Genomic DNA, 18741 nt, shown 5'->3' on the forward strand with positions numbered 1-18741 from the left:
TTTTTCTAAACGCTTTGAGTGCGCGAAGCGCGTGTCTTCGTGATTGAGCGCACGCTATGACTACACGTCTGGCTCTTCAATCCATGTTGCGCCTGGCCACTGCTTGTCGAGAACCAGTTGGCGTGCGACATCGACGATGACCAATCGGGTTGCCAGCGCCGCCGGAGACAGCTCGTCATCAGCCAGTGTCGCCAGCAGATTACGCCGGCCCACATGGGGGTCGGCAATTTTGACCAGTGAAAGTCCTGACTCGTCCTTCAATGCAGCTGCTGCCCCCGGTTGTATCGTTGCAGCATGACCGGCCCGCACGGCGTTCATCAGCACGGCGAGACCATCCACTTCCATGATGACATTGGGCGTCAACCCGACCCGCTCGAACGCACTCATCAATGCCGAGCGTAAACCATGCTGAGCACTGGGCATCACCAGCGGCAAGCCGCCCAGCTCGGTTAACAGCACATTGTCGCCACGAGGCGCTTGTGAGAGGTTTGGCGAGGCAATAACAAACAGTTTTTCATCCAGCAGAGGGGTCACGCTCCAGCGTTTACCGCCTTCGAGCTGAAACAGAATTGCCAGGTCAATCTGTCTGGCATTGAGCTGGGCAGCCAGGTGCCCGGAGAGCATTTCTACCAAGTGCAGTTGAATGTCCGGATAACGGGCACGCATTGCGTTGATCAACGGCAGAGCGAGCACCGTCGCGGTGGTAGGAGGCAGACCGACACTGACATATCCACTCATTCGCCCGCGATGGGCGGCCATGATGGCGTTTTCAGCTTGGCGCAGGGTCAGTTGAGCATGGTGTAAAAATGCAAATCCGGCGCTGGTAGGTGTCACGCCCGTGGTACTGCGATTCAGGAGGCGAGTGCACAACTCGCTTTCGAGTTTGGAAATCTGCTGACTGAGGGCTGATACGCCTACGTCCAGTTCAAGTGCCGCCCGCCCCAGGCTGCCGTGTTCAATGATTTTTACGAAATAACGCAGTTGTCTTAATTCCAATGTTGTCGCTTCCCGCCAAATGGCTAATCGAATCCTGAAGGTGGCCACACACTACGCAGCGACAAACAGCGGCAGTCGTTGTTTCCTGCAGACGTCACAAAGCCCCGGAGGCTCGCGGCTCCAGGGCTTGTGTTCTTATCTCCAACCGCTGGTGGCTGGCGTACGTGGCGCCGCGACTAGCAGCGCCCGCGCCTCCTGCTTCATTGGTTGCGCGTTACCCGCCACACGGTGTTTGCGAGGTCGTCCGCAATGAGAAGGGCACCGCGTGGGTCGACGGTTACACCGACCGGCCGCCCGCGGGTTTTGCCGTCTTCACCCCGGAAGCCGGTCGCGAAATCGACGGCCTCACCGGCTGGCTGGCCGTTGCTGAATGGCACGAAAATCACCTTGTAGCCCACCGGGTCGGGGCGGTTCCAGCTCCCGTGTTCACCCACGAACACGCCTTCGGCAAATGTCGCCCCCATGGCCGGGACGGAGAAGTCGACGCCAAGCGCCGCCACGTGCGCACCCAGGCTGTAATCGGGCTTGATTGCCGCGGCTACTTTGTCCGGGTTCTGTGGCTGCGCGCGTGAATCGACGTTTTGTCCCCAATAGCTATAGGGCCAGCCGTAGAACCCGCCTTCGCGAACCGAGGTCAGGTAGTCTGGCACCAGGTCTGGACCCAGCTCGTCGCGCTCGTTGACCACCGCCCACAACTGCCCGGAATCAGGCTGAATCGTCAACGCTGTCGGGTTACGCAGGCCGGTTGCGTACGGCTTGTGGGCGCCAGTCCGGGCATCAACCTGCCACACCTGGGCCCGATCAACCTCAGCGTCCATGCCGCGCTCGGTGATGTTGCTGTTGGAGCCGATGGCAACATACAGCTGACGACCATCGGGACTGATGGCCAGTGCCTTGGTCCAGTGGTGGTTTATCTGCGAAGGCAAGTCGAGGACTTTGACCGGTGCAGCGCTGGCTTTGGTTTGGCCGTCTTCATATGCGAAGCGCACAATGGCATCCTGGTTGGCCACGTACAGATTGCCATCCGCGTAGGCCAGGCCATAAGGCGCGTTGAGGTTTTCGGCAAATACCGTCTGCAACTCGTAGCTGCCATCACCGTCGGCATCTCGCAGCAAGGTCAGGCGGTTGCCACCTTTGACCTTGGTGTTGCCCTGAGCCTTGATGTAACCAGCGATCACATCCTTGGGCTTGAGCTTGGCGGCGCTGCCGCCACGACCTTCAGCCACGAGAATATCGCCATTGGGTAGCACCAGGGTCTGACGCGGAATCCCCAGACCGCTGGCAATCGCCGTGATGCTGTAGCCCTGCGGCACAGTCGGTTTGCGGTCACCCCACTCAGCCGGCTCGGCAATCTTCATCGTGGGCACGAGACCGCGATGCTGTTCCGGCAGCTTAGGGTCGGGACCGAGAGACAGATCGCCGTTTCTTTCGCTGTCACATGCACTCAACAGCAAGGCCAGGCCAAGGGGGGTCAATACGCTGGAATAGTTCACTTCACATCCTCCGAACGCAGATTGGTCAGGCCTGTCCAGGCTGCAACGATAGCCAGCAAGGTGACGATAACTGACAGGACCAGGCCTGTGGGCATGATTGCGAAAGCATCTTTGGCATGCTCAAAGGCATTGATCAGGCCCAGTACCCAGCTCGCTAACAACAACAGTAAATACACCACAGGCCTGCCAGCCTTGCGCTTGGCCTGGAACAGATTGGCCAGCGCGAACAGCAGAGCAAACCCGGAGAACACCAACCCGCCGACGATCAGCCAGGAAGCAAAGTTGCTCCATTGAATCTGGAAGGTCCTGAAATAGGCGATGTCACTCAGCAAGGCGCCGAGGAACAGAGGGATGGCTCCAGCCAGAAAAATCGCGTGAAGGGGACTTGGCGTACAGCGGTAGGCAGAGGAGGTGATAGAGGTCACGGCAGGCTCCTTTGGGCTTAGTGAGCCTCTACTGTAGCCCGATGCCAACACAAAGGGCCAACAGACTCGCACCGACAATGTGCCCTCCGGCACCGCAGACAGTGTCCAGCCTCGCACTGAGGCTGGGTGTGGCAGGTCAAACTGTTCAGCTCACAGTTGCCTTCCGAGCACGTTCAGGGTTTTGAGTATCAGAGCTGCACCACGTCGGGTATCCGTTTCGCGGAGCATTGACAGCAGTCCATAGAGGCTGGGGGGAACCTCCTGTGCTCTGGTTTCGGTCGCGGCCATGCGCAACGCATTGCCGAGGCTCCAGGAAGCCGCCGCGGCCTCCTCAAACAACCCGGCCAGCTTTTCCACCATGGCAGGATCCAGCAGGTCTACGAGGTCGGAAATCAACGCCAGGACATCGATGATATTGTCCATGCGACCGCCGTCCAGCAGCGGTTGCAGCTTGCCAAGCAACGCTTCGAGCCCCGCATTGTGGCCAGGTGAGGGAACATTGGCGTCCGGGCTGATTGTTGACGACTCTTCTGGGGTATCCATACGGCGTTCACTCCTCCTTAAGCAGTGTCACAGCATGCCTCGAGCCATGGCCCAATACAGTCCGCGATTGAATCCATTGCGCAACAGCCCCCCCAGCTTGCTCGGCGGGGTAGGCAACACATCGTGGGTGTAGTCGTACCACAGCGGCATCCCCGCATTGAGCCCCATTTGCGCCACCGCTTGGACGCGACCGTCATACACCGCGCCAGGTGCCCCCAAGCGGATTTCGGCCGTGATGTTATTGGCGATGACAGGGGCCTGATTGTGGCAGGCGCCTCCTGCCTTGCTGACAGGAAGATCGACCGTGTCACCCATCACATAAACGCCGTCGAGCCCATAGACCTGCAGCGTTTCATGATTGGTTGGCAACCATCCTTCATGATTCTCGGCCTGTGAAGCACCACTCTCCAGAACCACATCCACTGCACGAATGGGAGGTGTTGCCATCAGAATATCGAAGGGTTGCTCGTCACCCTCTTCGGAGTAGGCAATGCGCCGATCCGGATCGACCTTGTTCAAGGTGAAGCCGCGCTGAAAACGAATGTTTTTCTGCTCAAAGATACCGGGAAGAATCTCCCCGGTAGGCCGCTGCAAGAACAGGCAATTACGCAAAAGCTGGGCAGTAGTGGGGTAGGTATAAATGATTTCAACCTGCTCCCGCACACCACGACGCCGCAGAAAATCGTCCAGCATCAAGGTTGTCTCCACCGGAGCGATACCGCATTGATGCGGCACGTTGGGTGTTTTGGGAAAGGACACGGTGATGAAAATCCGGCCCTTTTTTATAGTGCTCAATCGCTGGGCCAATTGCCGGGCCGCCTGATATTGATAGAAGTGATCACCGGCCTCTTTCAGGCCTTCTATCCGCTCGGGAGCCGGGACGCAACCGGTGGCTATGACAAGAAAATCATAGCCATGACGTTTGCCGCTGCGGGTCTGCACATGTTGTCCGGGGAAGTCGAAGCGAATGACTTCGTCCACCTGAAAGTCGATTTCCGGGCGCAACAATGAACGCTCCGGACGCTTCAGTTCCTCTTCAAAGAACTGATTGAAAGCCACGTACATGAACGCCGGTTTATAAAAGTGATCAGGCGAATTCGACAGGAGAGTAATGCGTACCTCACCACGCTGGATCTCCGGATAGAGTTTCTTCACCAGCTGGTTAGCGAGCATCGTGCCGCCAACACCTCCACCGACAATAATTATTCGCCTGCTCAATTTTTACCTTCCTTGGTCCGGGTGAGTTCCACTGCTTGGAACCTAGTCGGGATTGGAGGGCAGGTCAGAACTAAACGCGATAAGGACGACTTCGTTAATCACGAAAGTAGGTGAAGGGGGAGCGCAGGGTGCTCCAGCCCTGGTTGAGGGTGCCGTCATTTTTTGCGGTCACTTGGAAGAAAGGAAATGGAGCTGCGCGGCCACGGCCGCACACGGTAGGCTTCCTCTTTCCACTCGGGGTCCAGTGATGTGAAGGGAAGACCGCGTGAGGCCATTTTGAACAGCGTACATAAACCTTGGTCGGACAGTTTGGGCCGTAGGACCTTACGCATAAGCAAAGCCACCTCGGCATGAGATGGATTGACCTGTTCGCTCGAACAAAAAAACGGGTTCAACTGCACTTTACGTAACACCAGTAACGCCAGGCCGATGGTGAATGACAAAAAGTGGCGAATACCTATGTGTCTGGCCGGGATGCATAACACATAGTGCAGCGCCAACTGCAGGTGCGCGTGGGTGGTCCCCATCAGTTCCGCGAGCGCACGCGCATAATTGGGATCTGGTTGTCCCCGCTGTAACGCGGATAACGAGATGCCATGTTCAGCAAAAAGGTCTTTGGGCAGCCAGCACACGCCGCGCTCACGGTCCTCCCATTGGTCTTTGATAATATTGACCAGTTGCAGACCCGCGCCTAAAGAGACCGATAAGCGAAGTAATTTATCGCGTTGCGCTAAAAGCGTCGGGTCCAGGTCGATAAAAAACCTGGTCATCATCTCGCCTACAGAACCGGAAACGCAGTAACAATAACGATCAAGTTCCTGGCGGGTCTCCAGGCCGTCAACACTGACGCTCTGGCGAAATTCAGCCATTCCCCGCGATATGATTTCCAAACACTCAAGTAAGGACTCACGGTGAGCAGATTTCAATTGGCCATGCACCTCCAGTAGCAATGGCAAGTGCAGTAGCAGTTCATGTTCGGCCGCCACAGTTTGCGCCGTCAGTAATGCACCGACGGTATCGCTGAAGTGTCGGGCATCGCTTAGTCCTTTTACGGCGGCGATAAATGATTCTTCATAAAGTCGTATTTGTTGAGGCGTGAGCGCGGGTTCATCTTCTATCGTATCGGCAATGCGCAGGAGTAAATACGCATGGGTCACCACGTGCATCAGCTCGGATGGCAGCAGGGGAATGGCCAGCGCGTAGGTGCTTGAAACACGCATCAGCAGCGCCGTTTGATAGCGTCTCAGGCTGCTTAATGTGTATTGCTCAGCGTGTATCTGCAACCATTCACGACCGAATTTACGGTCAGGATCATGGATGATTTTTTTGAACCATGAAGTGAATTTTTGAGGCTCACGTTCCATCCAGGCATACAGATTTTCCAGTTCAATCCACTGCCAATTGGCAGCTTCAGCAGGGTCGGGCGACAACATTCCGTTGTAGCCACCGACATACAGGTGATCGAACTCATGCTCTACCAGATCATCGGATACCGGAGACCGGTAGACAAAGGTGTCGACTTTTTTCAAGTCGCAACTGAATCCCATTTCTTCTTTAAGGCGGCGCCGTGCGGCGACATCAGTCTTTTCACCCGCTCTTGGATGGCCGCAGCAGGTATTGGTCCATAGGTTGCTTGAGTGATATTTATCAGCGGCTCGCTGCTGTAATAGCAGTCGGCCTTTTATATCGAAGATAAATATGGAAAACGCTCGATGAAGTAAGCCTTCCCGGTGGACTTGAAGTTTTTCGCCCTGACCAATTTCATGATCGAATGCATCAACCAAAATTAGAGTCTCTGTCATGTTCACATCTCAAAGATGTTCGGTAGGTAAGGCGTGAGCCCATCAAAGAATGACGTACAGTCTCAAGATCCAGCTGATTTGATAGCTAATGGCGGCGAGCACCAGGACCATCTGGAGTTTCTTTGATGTGATCAGCACTGCGACGATGGAAAGAACAACGAACGCGACCTGGCGGATCAGGTATTCGGTTCCGAGTGATTGCAGGTAGTCGTCACCCTTGATGAGGGTATCGCCAATATCGAGCAGGAACGCGAGGGCGAGGAGTCCGAAGAACCAGCGTTTGCGCTGCTCGAAGTAGTCCTCGAATCCCTTGTATTCATACATGTGGTCGGGAAACAGCAGGGCGGTGAGTGCGGCGAATACCATCGCGTAGAAGAGCAGGAATCCATAGAGCGGGAAGGTCCAGACGGAGATCCTGGATAAATGGAATTCGTACCACCAAAAGTGCGCGATCGTGATGAAAAGGAAGATGACCCAGCCCAGGTGGACAGGGTAAATCTTAATGGTTCCGGGGTGTTGTACGAAGCGTGTCAGGCCATTGACCAATCTGGCAAGACTCAGGCCCAAGACCATGCCGATAATCGTGCGCACATGCGCAAAGTACTCTGGATGACCCGCTGTTACGTCCATTGATAACTCCATCCTGTCGTCCTTTGTTATGCGCAAGTATTCATGGGGGGATGGAATCGTTGCAGGGCACGGCACCCGTGCTTGAGGGGCGCCACAATGACCACTTGTCCCGGAGATGACAGCTGCGGCCGCTCTCAGTCGTCATATTCGTCATGCCGGCGCAGCCAGGTGTAAGGCTCGGTTTGCGGCCATCCTCTGGGAGAATCCTCCCAGGTCTCCTGACGGCCCCAGGGCGTGAGGTCCAGGTAAGTCCAGTGGCTTCCCAGGTGTTCGACGCCGCGGGCGCCTGTGAAGTAGGTGCGGTAGAGCTCGCCACCGTCGCGCAGCAGTATGCTGACGGCATGCTTTTCGCCCTGTTCGGTGGTCACGCCAAAGTCGTCATTGAAGTTGCTGTCGAAGGACGAATACCAGGGCAGGTCCCAGCCCATGCGTTTTTTATAGCCCTCAAGTTTTTCCAGTGGCGCCCTGGAGACCAGGACCAGCGACGTATTGCGTGCATGCAGATGGGCCGGGTGAGACATGGCATCCACAACCCAGGAGCAGCCCGTGCAGCCCTGGGACCAGTCCGGGGCGAACATGAAGTGGTAGATGATCAGTTGCCGACGGCCCTCGAACAGATCGAGCAGGCTTACCGGGCCCGTTTTGCCGGCGAGGGTATAGGCCTTGTCGATCTTGACCATTGGCAGACGGCGGCGCTCGGCGTTGAGCGCATCGTGGGCGCGGGTCAGGGCTTTTTCCTTGATCAACTGTTGATCGAGCGCGGCCTGCCATTGATCGGCAGAAACGATTTCAGGGAGTGCCTGATTAGAGGTTTTCATCATCGATCCCTCTTTTTTTGGGGTGCCGTCAAGAATAGTCAAAGATCCGGGGCTTTGCGTCGTCATGCCGGTCGATGTCTGTCTACAGGCCGCAGGTTGCCGATGTGGCATGGACCGAGAGGGGCTCGAATGCAGTCGTACATTTCCTTGACTCTCCCGTTACGGGGACACCTCATCCTTAACGTCCGACTTTGAGGATGCAGTGATAATGGGCAAACGAGTACTCGTGATTTTGGGCCACCCATCAGACGACAGTTTTTGTGGTGCATTGACAGACGCTTATGTCGAGGCGGCAAAAGTTTCCGGGGCCGAAGTGCGGCAGTTACGGTTGGGGGCGATTGGCTTCGACCCGGTGCTGCATGACGGTTATGCCAAGATCCAGCCCCTGGAGCCCGGTCTGCTTCAGGCTCAAGCCGATATCCTCTGGGCTGAGCACCTGGTATTCGTCTATCCGATCTGGTGGGGGGGAATCCCGGCGTTGATGAAGGGCTTCTTCGACCGGGTCTTGCTGCCCGGTTTTGCCTTCAAATATCGCGAAGGCAAAGCGTTTCCAGACAAACTTCTTAAAGGACGAACCGCTCACCTGCTGGTCACGATGGACACTCCGCCGTGGTACTACAAATGGGTCTATTGCATGCCTGGTCTGCACCAGATGCGCAAGACCACCCTGGCGTTCTGCGGTATCAAGCCGATCCGGACCCTGACATTTGGGCCCCTTCTGGGGTCCGGGCTCAGCCAGCGGGATGCCTGGCTCAAGCAAACCCGCCACCTCGCCGGTCTCTGCGCGATCTAAGTGTCCGAGGTTCCCGGCGGGCGGCGGCGCATGTAAAGATGCAAGCGCGCAAATACGCGCCTTTATGCCCGTTAAAAGGACGTTTATGTATATCGGCAAAGCTGCCCGGCTGTCAGGGACGACGATCAAAGGTATCCGTCACTATGAAGACATTGGCCTGCTACCGCCGCCTCAGCGCGAAGGCAGGTACCGCGTCTACAGCCAGCAAACCGTTGAGTTGCTGGCATTCATCAAGTGCGCACAGCAGTTGGGTTTCAAACTCAAGGAGATGCAGGCGATCCTCGGTGACCACCGGGATCAAGCGTTGCCTTGGGATGTAGCGGGCGAAGCCATCACGCATAAAAAACAGCAAGTGATGACGCAAATTGAGGGGCTGCAGAAAGTTTATGCGGGGCTTTGCGCGTTTGAAGCGCTGATCAACGCCAGGCAGGATCAATGTCAGTTCGGACCCGTAGCTCAAGCCAGTCCTGGCGATTAACCCGATGACATGTGCCCTGTGGCGGCTCATGTCATGCCCCGGTAACACCTGCCGCAACCGTCGCGTCACGCCGGTTCACGTTCAGGCCGGGCCTCGCGCTCATATTCCGGCGGTGCCCACAGGTGTTTCAAGCGTTGCATCACGCTTCCCGGCTGCGCCACGTCGCACCACATCGCAATGAATTCGTGGAAGTTGAGGGTCAGCGGATTGTGGCTGTGGACCTGACGCTTGATGCCGTAATCCACGGTTTCCCGTTCTTCCACGTAGGTGCCAAACAGACGGTCGAAGATGATCAGCACGCCGCCATAGTTCCTGTCGATATAGCAGTCGTTGCGGCCATGGTGGGCGCGGTGGTTACTTGGGGTATCGAACAGGTACTCCAGCACCGGATGCAGCTTGCCAACACTCTCGGTATGGATGAAGAACTGATACACCAGGTTGCAGGCATACAGGATAAACACCACTGCCGGATGTACGCCCAGCAATACCAGCGGCATGAAAAACAGCCACCAGCCGGTGATGGAGTAGAGCATTGACTGGCGCATGGCGGTCGTCATGTTCATGTGCTCGCCGCTGTGGTGCACGACATGCGCGGTCCAGAACCAGCGCACACGATGGCTGCAGCGATGGAACCAGTAGTAGCAGAACTCGACGCCGAGAAAAATGGGCAGCAGGGTCCAGCCGTTGACGGGAATCGTAAAAAAGCGCTGGTCCCAGAACCAGAATACGGCGGCGCCCACGAATATCACATGGGCTGCCAGTTCGAACAGCTGGTAGCTGCTGCCCAGAGTGAGGTTGGTGAGGATGTTTTTCCAGTAGAACTGCTGGCGCGCCCCGCGTTTGCGCATGATCTGCCATTCAATGGCAAATCCCACCAGAAACAGCGGTGTCATGCCGATCAGCACCACTTGTTTCCACTCGATATGTGCGCCAAACGTGGCTTCCATCCAGAGAATCAGATCATTCATGACGCACCGCTCCAGGCACTTGGCCGATACGCTGGATGTTGCCCGCGGCAAAATTGAAAGACTTGACCGTCTCAGACAATCATTTAACACTTCTCGCCATGCACCCAACTATTGCGCAACAGTCGCCCCGGGGCGTTGTCCCCAGCACCTATGTGCGTCTGCTGTATGAATACCTTGAACATCAGGGGGTGGCCGCTGCGGCCTTGCTCGGCGTTGCCGCGCCGCAAACAACGGATCGCGACGCGATGCGTTACCCCGTGTCGGCCTGGCGTGCCCTGCTGCAGCGCGCTGCCGAGTACTTGCAGGACCCTTTGCTGGGGTTGCATCTGGGCCAGACCATCACGCCGGCCCATTTTGGCGTCATGGGTTATGTGTTGCTGGCCTGCCCGAATCTCGGCGCGGGGCTGGCCCGTGCCTTGCAGTATCAACGCCTGCTGTATGACGTCAATCCAATGCGCAGCACTCTGGAGGGCAACGATCTGCTGCTGGAATGGGGCGCGGATCAGGGGCGCCCCGGATCACTGGTGGACGAGTGCGCCATCACCGCGTTGTTGCAACTGACGCGCAACATGACGGGCCGACCTATCGTTGCCAGAGAAATCCGTTTCCTGAACCCGGCCCCGGCAGACATTCAGCCCTATCGGGACTGGTTTGGCTGCCCCGTCCTGTTCGATCAGCCGCAAACATCGATCCGTTTTGACCAGGCACTGCTGGCTTTGCCGTTGCGACAGCCGGATCAAGTGCTGTTGAGTATCCTGGAAAGACAAGCCGATGACTTGCTGGCGCAATTACCGTCCAGCGACGATTTCGAGCAGGCGGTTCGGCGCAGCATCGCCCGGTTGGTGCGTGAAGGACAACCGGAACTGGAGCGAGTCGCCCGTGAGTTACACGTGTCGGCGCGCACGTTGCATCGTCGACTGGCTGCCGGCGGCATCAATTTCAGAGAGCTGCGCGAGAGCATTCGTCAGCGTCAGGCCGAATATTATCTGGCCGATCCGCGCCTGCAACTGGCTGACATCGCCCAGTTGCTGGGCTACTCCGAGCAAAGTGCATTTACCCGGGCATTCCGGCGCTGGCGCGGGCAGACGCCCTATGCTTATCGTCAGCATGTACTCAGGCCCAGCACTGAATCCGAGGCATCCTGCGACAGGACTTGAGGGGAGGGGGCAGCCGTACAGGGGTGTCCGGCTCAGGACTTCACCGATTCCAGGCCGTCGTCAGTGAAGCGTGACAACCCGGCGATTTTCGCCGATGCGGATCCTGTCCAGCGCGCGGTTCAGGGCATCCAGAGCATCGAGCAGGGCTTTCGCTTCAGCTTCTCTTCCTTCTCCCCATAACCGTTCAGCCATCTTGTTCAGGGCCTGAATGGATCGCTCTATATCTGCAGCTGTCGCGGTGGTGGCCTTTGCAGGCGGCTTCTCGGGCATTGTTGAACCTTTTGCAGTACCGGACGGGGAAGCACGCATGGCATGCCGGCCCATTATCCGCGTGACTCTAGAGGATGCAGCGTCCGCGATCAAACCTGGCAGGTTTATCAGTTTGCCGGGCAACGCCAAGGCTGCACCCCTGGATTTCGCTTAACCTAAGTCACTCAATTTGCCAGAGGAATATGTCCATGCATCGTGCAGTAAAAATGCTCTCCTTCGCACTCCTGACGCTGACAAGCAGCCAGTTACTGGCCGAAACCGCTCCCGGATTCTGGACAACGCCCACCATACAAGGCTATGGCAAGATTCATTCGCTACCCGATGCGGCCTATCAACCCGACAAGGCCGCCACCTATAAAATCGTGTTTGCGCTCACCAAGGGCTCCAAAACCCCGGCAGACGTCAATCCGTCTCTGGATCACGTCGCCCGGACCGTCAATCTTTATGTGGCATCGGGTGTACCGCTGTCCCAGTTGAAATTTGTCGCCGTTGCCTCAGGTGAAGCCACTACTCTCGCGCTGAATGATGACGCCTATCGCTCGAGGTATGGCAGCGCCAACCCGAACCTGCCACTGATCGCGGCTTTACGGCGTGCCGGTGTGGATATCGCTGTTTGTGGTCAGGCTGTTGCAGAACGCCAGTTTGCCTACAGCGAAGTTGATAAGTCTGTCACGACCGCACTTTCGGCGCTGACCACCATCACCACCCTGGAGCACAAGGGTTATAGCCTGATGCCAATGTGAAACAGCGTTGACCAGATTTGCCAGCCCCCTGTTTCCTTGCCTTGGCATACGGTGCAGAGGAGCTGGCTTGAATATCAGGTGGACACATGGGTACACGGCGTTTGGTCTCTGTTTACGGATAGTGGTAAATTGCCACTATTGGACGAGATTGGTGTTGAAAATTGAACAAAATCATTATGTTAGCGCTTTCTTCTGTGGCGCTTTCTGGGTGCGATGAAGCAAGGCAAGGCACAGGGCCTTTTGGTACGGCCAAAGGAATGACGGCGCAGGGCTTGCGGCAATTTGCTGTGCTTGAGCATTTATCGACCAAGGATGGCAGGACCACCTACTTATCAAGCCAGGCTCCCGACACTTCAGGGTACGCAGACAGTTACTACTACGTGATCGGTAGCACGACTGGCCTGTGCGCTGTTTCGGCAGCCGTGAATAATATGAGGACTGCACCAGGCTCAATTTTGCATACGCTGACGGAGAAGTACGGACTGCCTGTAAAGGATGAATCTACGCCCTGGGGTGTTATTTGGTCTGCTGACCAGTACACGCTCGACGAGGACCTGGAGTCGATTCGCGTCGTGTTTTCAGGTGCCGAACCTGAAGTTGGCATCATGATTCAGGCAAATTACATCAGCGCGCAGAGCTGCCGCTGAATGACGCCGTCAATCGCTCAGCGCCCGCAGGATTCCTGAGCGAATACCTGAAACATGAGCCTGGCAGGCATTTTGCTGGCCCCCGGGGTTTCATTTGGCTGGCACAGTCGCCGGCTTATCAGAAACTTAGGTAACGGGGTGTATGAGAATTGTCGTCTGCTCACTGGCATCGATACTACTGACGGGTTTTACGCTTTCGGCTCAGGCACGGCACTTGAGTGAAGGTGAGCGTTATATGTGCAGTTGGGGATCAGGAATCGCCGGGAAGGCGCAGTCCAGCAAGTTGTCCGGTGTGTCGCGCTACGCGGTACGCAAACAACTGCAAGCCCAACGATTTCCCAAACAGTGGATGCGCAGGATGGCCTTGGGGATTACCGAACAAACTTATGACAGTGAGTCGCGTATGAAACCCGAGCGGGTGAAGAGGGTTTATTACGATGATTGCATCCAGCACGAACTGGCGCGTAGATGATGCGAGGGGCTGTCACAAAAGCTTAACCTGAGCATCGCAAGATACCTGTTTTCCCGGCAGGTATTTCCGTGCGTCGAGCAGTGTTTAATCAGAAGGGCGGTGTCGGTAAATCCAGCATCGCCTGCAACCTTGCCGCCATCAGCGCCGCCGAGGGCTACCGGACACTTTTAGTGGACCTCGATGCCCAAGCCAGCTCGACCTCTTATCTGACGGGGCTATCGGGCAATGACACGCCGATGGGGATCGCCGATTTTTTTAAGCTCACCTTGTCGAGCGGCCCGGCCAGCAAGCAAAACCGGGTGAATATCGTAGAAACGGCCTATGACAATTTGCACCTGATTACCGCCAGTGCGGAGCTTTCAGGCTTGCAGTCCAGGCTTGAGTCCAAATTTAAAATCAATAAACTCCGTCGCTTGCTGGTTGAACTCTCGCAAGATTACGAGCGCATCTATATCGATACACCGCCGGCGATAAATTTCTATTCCTTGAGTGCGCTGATTGCCGCCGAACGGGTGTTGGTTCCTTTTGATTGCGACAGCTTTTCCCGTCAGGCGATTTATAACGTCATTGCCCAGGTCGCCGAGCTGCAGCAGGATCACAACGAGTCGTTGGTCATCGAAGGCATTGTGGTCAATCAGTTCTTGAGCCGGACTCGTTTGCACAGGCAGCTCGTCGAGGAGTTGATTGCTCAGGCGTTACCGGTGCTGCCGGTGTACTTGAACCGCTCCGTGAAGATGCGGGAGTCTCATCAGGCGTTTTCTCCGCTTATCCATCTGGAGCCGCGACACAGGTTGACGTTGCAGTTCGTGGAGCTCTTCAACGCACTGGAGCAAGCGGCCTGACGGGATAATAGAGTCCCCAGCCTTCATCCGGCGCTGCTGGTGTGTGCGTCAAGCTATCCGGGGCTATAGTGAAATTTCCCTGCCTTAGAAAAGCGAGCATTTTATGAAACGGTCAGTGTTGTTCCTTCTGGCGAGCCTGGTCGCCACTCCATTATTTGCTGCCGATGACTTGTGTACCGTTAACCTGAAAAAGCTGTCTGATTACAAAGCAACTGCCAGCACGCTGGGGCAGCCGCTGCTCGACCAGATCCGCGATGCGAGAATCGAGGCACAAAAAGCTCAGGCTGCAGGTGATACCCAGAAGTGCATCAGCCTGACCAATAAAGCACTGCAGGATGTCGTGAACTCACAAAAGGGGCATTAACCTTCGGAGCGGAGCGCCAGCATCGCTCCGCTAACCCTTTACCCCAGCATCGTTCAGTGGTTCAGGAGGCGATGATGTCCCACTCGTCGATTGCCCTGCACGATTCAGGTGAAAAGGGCTCCATATTTCGGGAGAGAGGTTTCAAACCAAAATGTGGAGGTGAGTATGAGTTCCAAGACCCCGCAAGGGCCACGATCAACCGAGCACGGCACGGGGAAGCATGAGTCCGGGTTCGATCCTGACTCGCCGGGTCTCGCAGATCCCCGGCTCGATCCGGCCGGGCCTGGCGTCGCACCTCACAAACCCAGGCCTGATCCTGAAGCCAAAGAGAACGCCTACAGTCCGGATTTCAAATCCCGCCCTGAGCCTAAGCCCCACCACGATGCAGACATCGATACGCCAAGCGGCTGAGTGGCGGCGGGGCAGCAGCGTGTAACCGCGAGCTGTCTGCGGATCAACCACCTGCGATGCGACACTCGGTTCGCACAACGTCGAAAAGCAGGTGTAAGGTGAACCGGACATCCCTGGATTATCTCTACGAAAGGAGATGACTATGAGTGTTCCAGCCCTGACTAAAATGCACATCAATGGCTATGACGTGCTGAAAGTGAATAACGGGCCCTGGAGGGTCTGCACCCATGCTGACCGTCTCGGTTCCTTTGGTTCCCGAGATGAGGCTTTTGCCTACGCTGCATCCCTTCCCACGAGAGTGATACGGGCTGACCGGCCCAGCAATACCCAGTAACGGGTGACAAAACGCTCCTGGCCTCGGCAATTGCCGAGGCTTTTTTATGTCCGGGATATCGTTACGCGGCTTGCTCATTTACGGCAGGTCCCCGGCGCGGTTGCGGAGCGTTATTTATCGCTTCTCAGGATGATGGTCTATGGTTTCGCTCTTGAGAGCGAGTCACGGGTCAAGGCAAAGGCTGGGCGAGTGACACGCTTTAAGCAGGGCACTGGCCAGGCATTACGCGTATTTTTTTCAAGGAGCAGGGGACATGAGGACAATGGGGTTTTCAACATCAGGGGCTTTTCTGCTGTTGGTTGCAACCAGCGCGTCAGCTGAATCTTACCTATATGAAATAGCCAGGCAGGAGCCCTACAAAACAGCCTACAAAGAGATGCTCAGTTTCCCTGAGTGGGTCAGCAACGCTCAAGGGACGTCGACGCCCATCGAGCGTGTAACGGCGGATGGAAAGCGCTACATGCTGGGACACATGTGTAAACCCCACGACTGCGCAGATCATCAGCTAAGTGTCGTGTTCAGCGCCGACGGCAAGCAGTCCTGGGGGCTTCTGGCAACGCGATCGGCAGATGGAAAAACCTTCTATAAGCAATTACTGGGGCATCCCGACCGCGCTGTAGAGGCACTGCTGAACAGGTCATTTGCGGATAACAACCCCGAGAACTGATCGACCCGCATCAGTGCGCGTGTTCCGCAGGCTGGGCTAGGCTGCTTGCACGTCTGATACAGAAGTGGGTGAGATGAATACGAGCGTTATTTACGCATTGGCGGCCGCTGCGCTGTTTGGTGCAAGTACACCGCTGGCCAAGTTGCTGGGGGCTGAAATCCCTCCCGTGATGCTGGCCGGATTGCTGTATTTGGGCAGTGGCGTGGGGTTGCTGATGGTGCGCTGTGTCCGGGATCGTGGCTGGAAAGCTTCCGGATTGCAGGCCAGCGAATGGCCTTGGCTGATGGGTGCGATTGTCTTCGGCGGGGTGCTGGGCCCCGTCGCCCTGATGGCCGGTCTGAGCTTGACCAGTGGCGCGACGGCCTCGCTGATGCTGAACCTCGAACCTGTGCTGACAGCGCTGCTGGCCTGGGTGGTGTTCAAAGAAAATGCTGACCGCAGGATTGTGCTCGGGATGCTGGCGATCATCGTTGGGGGCGTTGTGTTGTCATGGCCGTCGGGGCAGGCGTCGAATGGGTCGCAGTCCTGGCTTGGACCGCTGGCGGTGGCGTTTGCCTGCTTGTGCTGGGCAGTGGACAACAACCTGACCCGCAAGGTGTCGGCTGCGGATGCTCTGTATATTGCAGGTGCCAAAGGGCTGTTCGCCGGGCTGGTGAATTGCACCATAGCCTGGGGGATGGGAGCCGGTTCTGTAAGGCTCGAAGTCTTGAGCCCGACGCTGCTGATCGGTTTTCTCGGCTACGGCGTGAGCTTGGTGCTGTTCGTGCTGGCACTGCGCGGGCTGGGCGCGGCGCGAACCGGCGCGTACTTCTCGACAGCGCCCTTTTTGGGGGCTGCCATTTCCATCATGGTACTGGGAGAATCAGTCTCGCTGCTGTTCTGGCTGGCCGCGGCATTCATGTTGCTCGGGGTATGGCTGCACCTGACCGAGCAGCATGAACACAGTCACCGGCATGTAGCGCAGGAGCACACCCATCGCCACACGCACGATGAACACCACCGGCATGAACATGCAGAGGGTGTAGCCCCAGGCGAACCTCACAGTCACACACACCAGCACCTGCCCATTGCGCATAGCCACCCGCATTTTCCGGATATTCATCACCGCCACCGGCACTGAACGCAAATCCGGCACCGGATAATGTCACCTCACAGGGAGCGACAGAGCACGCATGTTTGAACACATCGACTTCACCCACTTGTTGGCAACCTATGGCTACCTGGCCATTTTTATCGGCTGTTTACTGGAAGGTGAAACCATCCTGATTCTGGGGGGCATGGCGGCTCATCAGCATGTACTCAAACTTCTGCCAGTCATCGGCTACGCGAGCCTGGCAGGCATGCTGGGGGATCAGTTGCTGTTCTGGACTGGCCGTTACTTTGGCGCACGGCTTTTACCGAAACTGCATAAACAACAGGCCACCATTGACCGCGTTACTCAACTGATCAATCAGCACCCGACGGTGTCGATTTTCTCGGTGCGCTTTTTATATGGCATGCGCCTGCTTGGCCCGATGGTGATTGGTGCGTCCGGGGTTTCCCCCCTGAAATTTGCCGGCATCAATTGTTTGGGCGCCGTCACTTGGGCCACATTGTTTGCCAGCGCGGGCTATTGGTCCGGAGAGTTTCTGGAGGGCATCCTGGGCGACCTCAAACCGTATCGTCTACCGATCGCGCTAGGGATTGTCGGGCTAATGCTGGTGCTGGCACTGGTTCGCCACTTCAGGGTGAAAACACGGGCAGCGCTCAAACACCCTTGACGGTCTGGCCATGCCGGCCAGCGACATTTCAACCGGGGCGCGGTTGCAAAACATAAACGTGAAAGGCAAAGTCCGGGTACCCGGTTGCATGATGAAACCCTTGGCCTACGCTCTAAATGGCAGGCCAGAGCACAGGATTTCAAGGCATAGGTTGTACGCCCAGTGACCTGGCCCGATGATAAAAAAGGAGGTCTGGATGTTTATCCGTTTGTTGATCCTCGCCAGTGTGCTGGTCTGTGGCACGGTGCAGGCTGTTGAAGTTCCGAGCCCTCTTGAACAGGATCGCGGCAAGTTTCGCCCGTTAGTGGTTTTCGCCCGTGCAGACAGCGACCAGACATTGTCCAGCTTGAAAAAAGCCCTGGAAGACCCGGCCAATCGACAGGGGTTCGAAGCACGCAATATGGTGCTTTATACGATTGTCGGCATCACCGGCAAGCGTGATGGCAAAGACCTCGAGCCGCAGTCGACCATGTCGCTGATTCGCGGGCTCAAGCCGGGGATGATCATCGATAACAAGGCCAAAGTGATTCTGATCGGCAAGGATGGCGAGAAGAAAAACGAGACAGTGGGCGAGGTGGATCTCAACGCGTTGTTTAAAACCATTGATGAGATGCCGATGGCTGAGAAAGAAGCCCAGGCGGCCGCGACGGTTGAAACGCCAGACAAGGCCTCCGCGCCAGGCAAGGCAGCGGCGTCGGGCAAGGCAGCCAGGCCCGTCAAACCGGCCAAGCCACTGGAAGACTGACGGCTGCTGAGCACCGCCCAAAAAAAGGCCCGCTGGGGAGCGGGCCAAATGGGATTCACTAAAGGAGTGGGTTCAATCTAGGCCCATTGATGTGAAAGTGACGTGAAAAGCATGTCGTGAAAACGCAACCCTTCCAATGTGTGCGGTAAAAATAACGCCCAGCTG

24 protein-coding genes are annotated in these 18741 nt (G+C 56.7%); 14 read left to right on the forward strand and 10 right to left on the reverse strand.

The genetic code is table 11. The annotated features are described in order from the left end of the window. Positions 1-60: 60 nt before the first annotated feature. From AWM69_RS07945 to AWM69_RS07980, 8 genes are all read right to left on the reverse strand, one after another. Complete coding sequence (locus AWM69_RS07945; protein WP_131653756.1) at positions 61-996, reverse strand: LysR substrate-binding domain-containing protein; 936 nt, start codon at positions 994-996, stop codon at positions 61-63. 200 nt (positions 997-1196) lie between these two features. Beyond that, positions 1197-2489: a sorbosone dehydrogenase family protein gene (locus AWM69_RS07950; RefSeq protein WP_218726192.1), complete on the reverse strand. Its 1293-nt coding sequence runs from the start codon at positions 2487-2489 to the stop codon at positions 1197-1199. Next, complete coding sequence (locus tag AWM69_RS07955; RefSeq protein WP_218726193.1) at positions 2486-2914, reverse strand: DUF2231 domain-containing protein; 429 nt, start codon at positions 2912-2914, stop codon at positions 2486-2488. The genes AWM69_RS07950 and AWM69_RS07955 overlap by 4 nt, the downstream gene beginning before the upstream one ends. Before the next feature lie 150 nt (positions 2915-3064). Continuing rightward, complete coding sequence (locus AWM69_RS07960; RefSeq protein ID WP_218726194.1) at positions 3065-3457, reverse strand: DUF1641 domain-containing protein; 393 nt, start codon at positions 3455-3457, stop codon at positions 3065-3067. A gap of 27 nt (positions 3458-3484) precedes the next feature. Next, positions 3485-4675, reverse strand: coding sequence for an NAD(P)/FAD-dependent oxidoreductase (locus AWM69_RS07965; RefSeq protein ID WP_218726195.1), 1191 nt, complete (start codon positions 4673-4675; stop codon positions 3485-3487). 155 nt (positions 4676-4830) lie between these two features. Then, on the reverse strand, positions 4831-6477 hold the full coding sequence (gene idi / locus AWM69_RS07970; RefSeq protein ID WP_218726196.1) for an isopentenyl-diphosphate Delta-isomerase: 1647 nt from the start codon (positions 6475-6477) through the stop codon (positions 4831-4833). A 42-nt stretch (positions 6478-6519) separates the two neighbouring features. Then, positions 6520-7107, reverse strand: coding sequence for a hypothetical protein (locus AWM69_RS07975; protein WP_218726197.1), 588 nt, complete (start codon positions 7105-7107; stop codon positions 6520-6522). A gap of 134 nt (positions 7108-7241) precedes the next feature. Beyond that, positions 7242-7928: a DUF899 domain-containing protein gene (locus AWM69_RS07980; RefSeq protein ID WP_256930241.1), complete on the reverse strand. Its 687-nt coding sequence runs from the start codon at positions 7926-7928 to the stop codon at positions 7242-7244. Positions 7929-8133: 205 nt separating this feature from the next. Between AWM69_RS07980 and AWM69_RS07985 the strand changes: the two genes are divergently transcribed. Both AWM69_RS07985 and AWM69_RS07990 read left to right on the forward strand, forming a co-directional pair. Then, positions 8134-8718, forward strand: coding sequence for an NAD(P)H-dependent oxidoreductase (locus AWM69_RS07985; protein ID WP_218726198.1), 585 nt, complete (start codon positions 8134-8136; stop codon positions 8716-8718). 85 nt (positions 8719-8803) lie between these two features. Next, a complete protein-coding gene (locus tag AWM69_RS07990; protein ID WP_131653763.1) occupies positions 8804-9196 on the forward strand; it encodes a MerR family transcriptional regulator in 393 nt (130 codons plus the stop codon). A gap of 65 nt (positions 9197-9261) precedes the next feature. Here the strand turns inward: AWM69_RS07990 and AWM69_RS07995 are convergent, their stop codons facing one another. Next, the gene (locus AWM69_RS07995; protein ID WP_218726199.1) at positions 9262-10164 is read right to left on the reverse strand and encodes a sterol desaturase family protein; all 903 of its coding nucleotides are present in this window, start codon (positions 10162-10164) and stop codon (positions 9262-9264) included. 98 nt (positions 10165-10262) lie between these two features. Here AWM69_RS07995 and AWM69_RS08000 point away from each other — a divergent pair, with 98 nt between their 5' ends. Then, positions 10263-11321, forward strand: a complete 1059-nt coding sequence (locus tag AWM69_RS08000; protein WP_218726200.1) for an AraC family transcriptional regulator — start codon at positions 10263-10265, stop codon at positions 11319-11321. A 60-nt stretch (positions 11322-11381) separates the two neighbouring features. Here the strand turns inward: AWM69_RS08000 and AWM69_RS08005 are convergent, their stop codons facing one another. Further along, on the reverse strand, positions 11382-11591 hold the full coding sequence (locus AWM69_RS08005) for a hypothetical protein (RefSeq protein ID WP_131653766.1): 210 nt from the start codon (positions 11589-11591) through the stop codon (positions 11382-11384). Positions 11592-11779: 188 nt separating this feature from the next. Between AWM69_RS08005 and AWM69_RS08010 the strand changes: the two genes are divergently transcribed. The 11 genes from AWM69_RS08010 to AWM69_RS08055 all read left to right on the forward strand — a co-directional run bounded on the left by AWM69_RS08010 (position 11780) and on the right by AWM69_RS08055 (position 18576). Next, positions 11780-12334, forward strand: coding sequence for a DsrE family protein (locus AWM69_RS08010; protein ID WP_218726201.1), 555 nt, complete (start codon positions 11780-11782; stop codon positions 12332-12334). A gap of 161 nt (positions 12335-12495) precedes the next feature. Beyond that, positions 12496-12981 (forward strand): hypothetical protein, encoded by a 486-nt coding sequence (locus AWM69_RS08015; RefSeq protein WP_218726202.1) that lies wholly within the window; start codon positions 12496-12498, stop codon positions 12979-12981. 142 nt (positions 12982-13123) lie between these two features. Beyond that, on the forward strand, positions 13124-13453 hold the full coding sequence (locus AWM69_RS08020; RefSeq protein ID WP_218726203.1) for a hypothetical protein: 330 nt from the start codon (positions 13124-13126) through the stop codon (positions 13451-13453). Between the two features lie 68 nt (positions 13454-13521). Then, entirely contained in the window at positions 13522-14295 is a 774-nt protein-coding gene (locus AWM69_RS08025) for a ParA family protein (RefSeq protein ID WP_218726204.1), read from the forward strand. A 103-nt stretch (positions 14296-14398) separates the two neighbouring features. Then, positions 14399-14659, forward strand: coding sequence for a hypothetical protein (locus tag AWM69_RS08030; RefSeq protein ID WP_218726205.1), 261 nt, complete (start codon positions 14399-14401; stop codon positions 14657-14659). Between the two features lie 165 nt (positions 14660-14824). Beyond that, positions 14825-15070 carry a DUF6021 family protein gene (locus AWM69_RS08035; RefSeq protein ID WP_218726599.1) on the forward strand — a complete coding sequence of 82 codons (246 nt, stop codon included), beginning with the start codon at positions 14825-14827 and terminating at the stop codon, positions 15068-15070. A gap of 142 nt (positions 15071-15212) precedes the next feature. Next, a complete protein-coding gene (locus tag AWM69_RS22820) occupies positions 15213-15404 on the forward strand; it encodes a hypothetical protein (RefSeq protein ID WP_048379640.1) in 192 nt (63 codons plus the stop codon). 262 nt (positions 15405-15666) lie between these two features. After that, positions 15667-16071 carry an Ivy family c-type lysozyme inhibitor gene (locus AWM69_RS08040; protein WP_256930242.1) on the forward strand — a complete coding sequence of 135 codons (405 nt, stop codon included), beginning with the start codon at positions 15667-15669 and terminating at the stop codon, positions 16069-16071. 73 nt (positions 16072-16144) lie between these two features. Then, on the forward strand, positions 16145-17191 hold the full coding sequence (locus AWM69_RS08045) for a DMT family transporter (RefSeq protein WP_218726207.1): 1047 nt from the start codon (positions 16145-16147) through the stop codon (positions 17189-17191). 52 nt (positions 17192-17243) lie between these two features. Then, the gene (locus AWM69_RS08050) at positions 17244-17831 is read left to right on the forward strand and encodes a DedA family protein (RefSeq protein ID WP_218726208.1); all 588 of its coding nucleotides are present in this window, start codon (positions 17244-17246) and stop codon (positions 17829-17831) included. Positions 17832-18027: 196 nt separating this feature from the next. Continuing rightward, positions 18028-18576 (forward strand): DUF4174 domain-containing protein, encoded by a 549-nt coding sequence (locus AWM69_RS08055; protein WP_131653774.1) that lies wholly within the window; start codon positions 18028-18030, stop codon positions 18574-18576. Positions 18577-18741 lie beyond the last annotated feature (165 nt).

Source organism: Pseudomonas sp. D1HM (assembly GCF_019266105.1).
GTDB classification, from domain to species: Bacteria; Pseudomonadota; Gammaproteobacteria; order Pseudomonadales; family Pseudomonadaceae; genus Aquipseudomonas; species Aquipseudomonas taetrolens.

Excerpts from the sequence above, each read along its gene's own strand:
- AWM69_RS08035 (WP_218726599.1), top strand. The coding sequence starts at position 14,825 with ATGAGTTCCAAGACCCCGCAAGGGCCACGATCAACCGAGCACGGCACG.
- AWM69_RS08000 (WP_218726200.1), top strand. The coding sequence starts at position 10,263 with ATGCACCCAACTATTGCGCAACAGTCGCCCCGGGGCGTTGTCCCCAGC.
- AWM69_RS07980 (WP_256930241.1), bottom strand. The coding sequence starts at position 7,928 with ATGATGAAAACCTCTAATCAGGCACTCCCTGAAATCGTTTCTGCCGAT.
- AWM69_RS08010 (WP_218726201.1), top strand. The coding sequence starts at position 11,780 with ATGCATCGTGCAGTAAAAATGCTCTCCTTCGCACTCCTGACGCTGACA.
- AWM69_RS08055 (WP_131653774.1), top strand. The coding sequence starts at position 18,028 with ATGTTTATCCGTTTGTTGATCCTCGCCAGTGTGCTGGTCTGTGGCACG.
- AWM69_RS08030 (WP_218726205.1), top strand. The coding sequence starts at position 14,399 with ATGAAACGGTCAGTGTTGTTCCTTCTGGCGAGCCTGGTCGCCACTCCA.
- AWM69_RS08020 (WP_218726203.1), top strand. The coding sequence starts at position 13,124 with ATGAGAATTGTCGTCTGCTCACTGGCATCGATACTACTGACGGGTTTT.
- AWM69_RS08045 (WP_218726207.1), top strand. The coding sequence starts at position 16,145 with ATGAATACGAGCGTTATTTACGCATTGGCGGCCGCTGCGCTGTTTGGT.
- AWM69_RS22820 (WP_048379640.1), top strand. The coding sequence starts at position 15,213 with ATGAGTGTTCCAGCCCTGACTAAAATGCACATCAATGGCTATGACGTG.
- AWM69_RS07995 (WP_218726199.1), bottom strand. The coding sequence starts at position 10,164 with ATGAATGATCTGATTCTCTGGATGGAAGCCACGTTTGGCGCACATATC.
- AWM69_RS08005 (WP_131653766.1), bottom strand. The coding sequence starts at position 11,591 with ATGCCCGAGAAGCCGCCTGCAAAGGCCACCACCGCGACAGCTGCAGAT.
- AWM69_RS07990 (WP_131653763.1), top strand. The coding sequence starts at position 8,804 with ATGTATATCGGCAAAGCTGCCCGGCTGTCAGGGACGACGATCAAAGGT.
- AWM69_RS07975 (WP_218726197.1), bottom strand. The coding sequence starts at position 7,107 with ATGGACGTAACAGCGGGTCATCCAGAGTACTTTGCGCATGTGCGCACG.
- idi (WP_218726196.1), bottom strand. The coding sequence starts at position 6,477 with ATGACAGAGACTCTAATTTTGGTTGATGCATTCGATCATGAAATTGGT.
- AWM69_RS08050 (WP_218726208.1), top strand. The coding sequence starts at position 17,244 with ATGTTTGAACACATCGACTTCACCCACTTGTTGGCAACCTATGGCTAC.
- AWM69_RS07960 (WP_218726194.1), bottom strand. The coding sequence starts at position 3,457 with ATGGATACCCCAGAAGAGTCGTCAACAATCAGCCCGGACGCCAATGTT.
- AWM69_RS08040 (WP_256930242.1), top strand. The coding sequence starts at position 15,667 with ATGGGGTTTTCAACATCAGGGGCTTTTCTGCTGTTGGTTGCAACCAGC.
- AWM69_RS07985 (WP_218726198.1), top strand. The coding sequence starts at position 8,134 with ATGGGCAAACGAGTACTCGTGATTTTGGGCCACCCATCAGACGACAGT.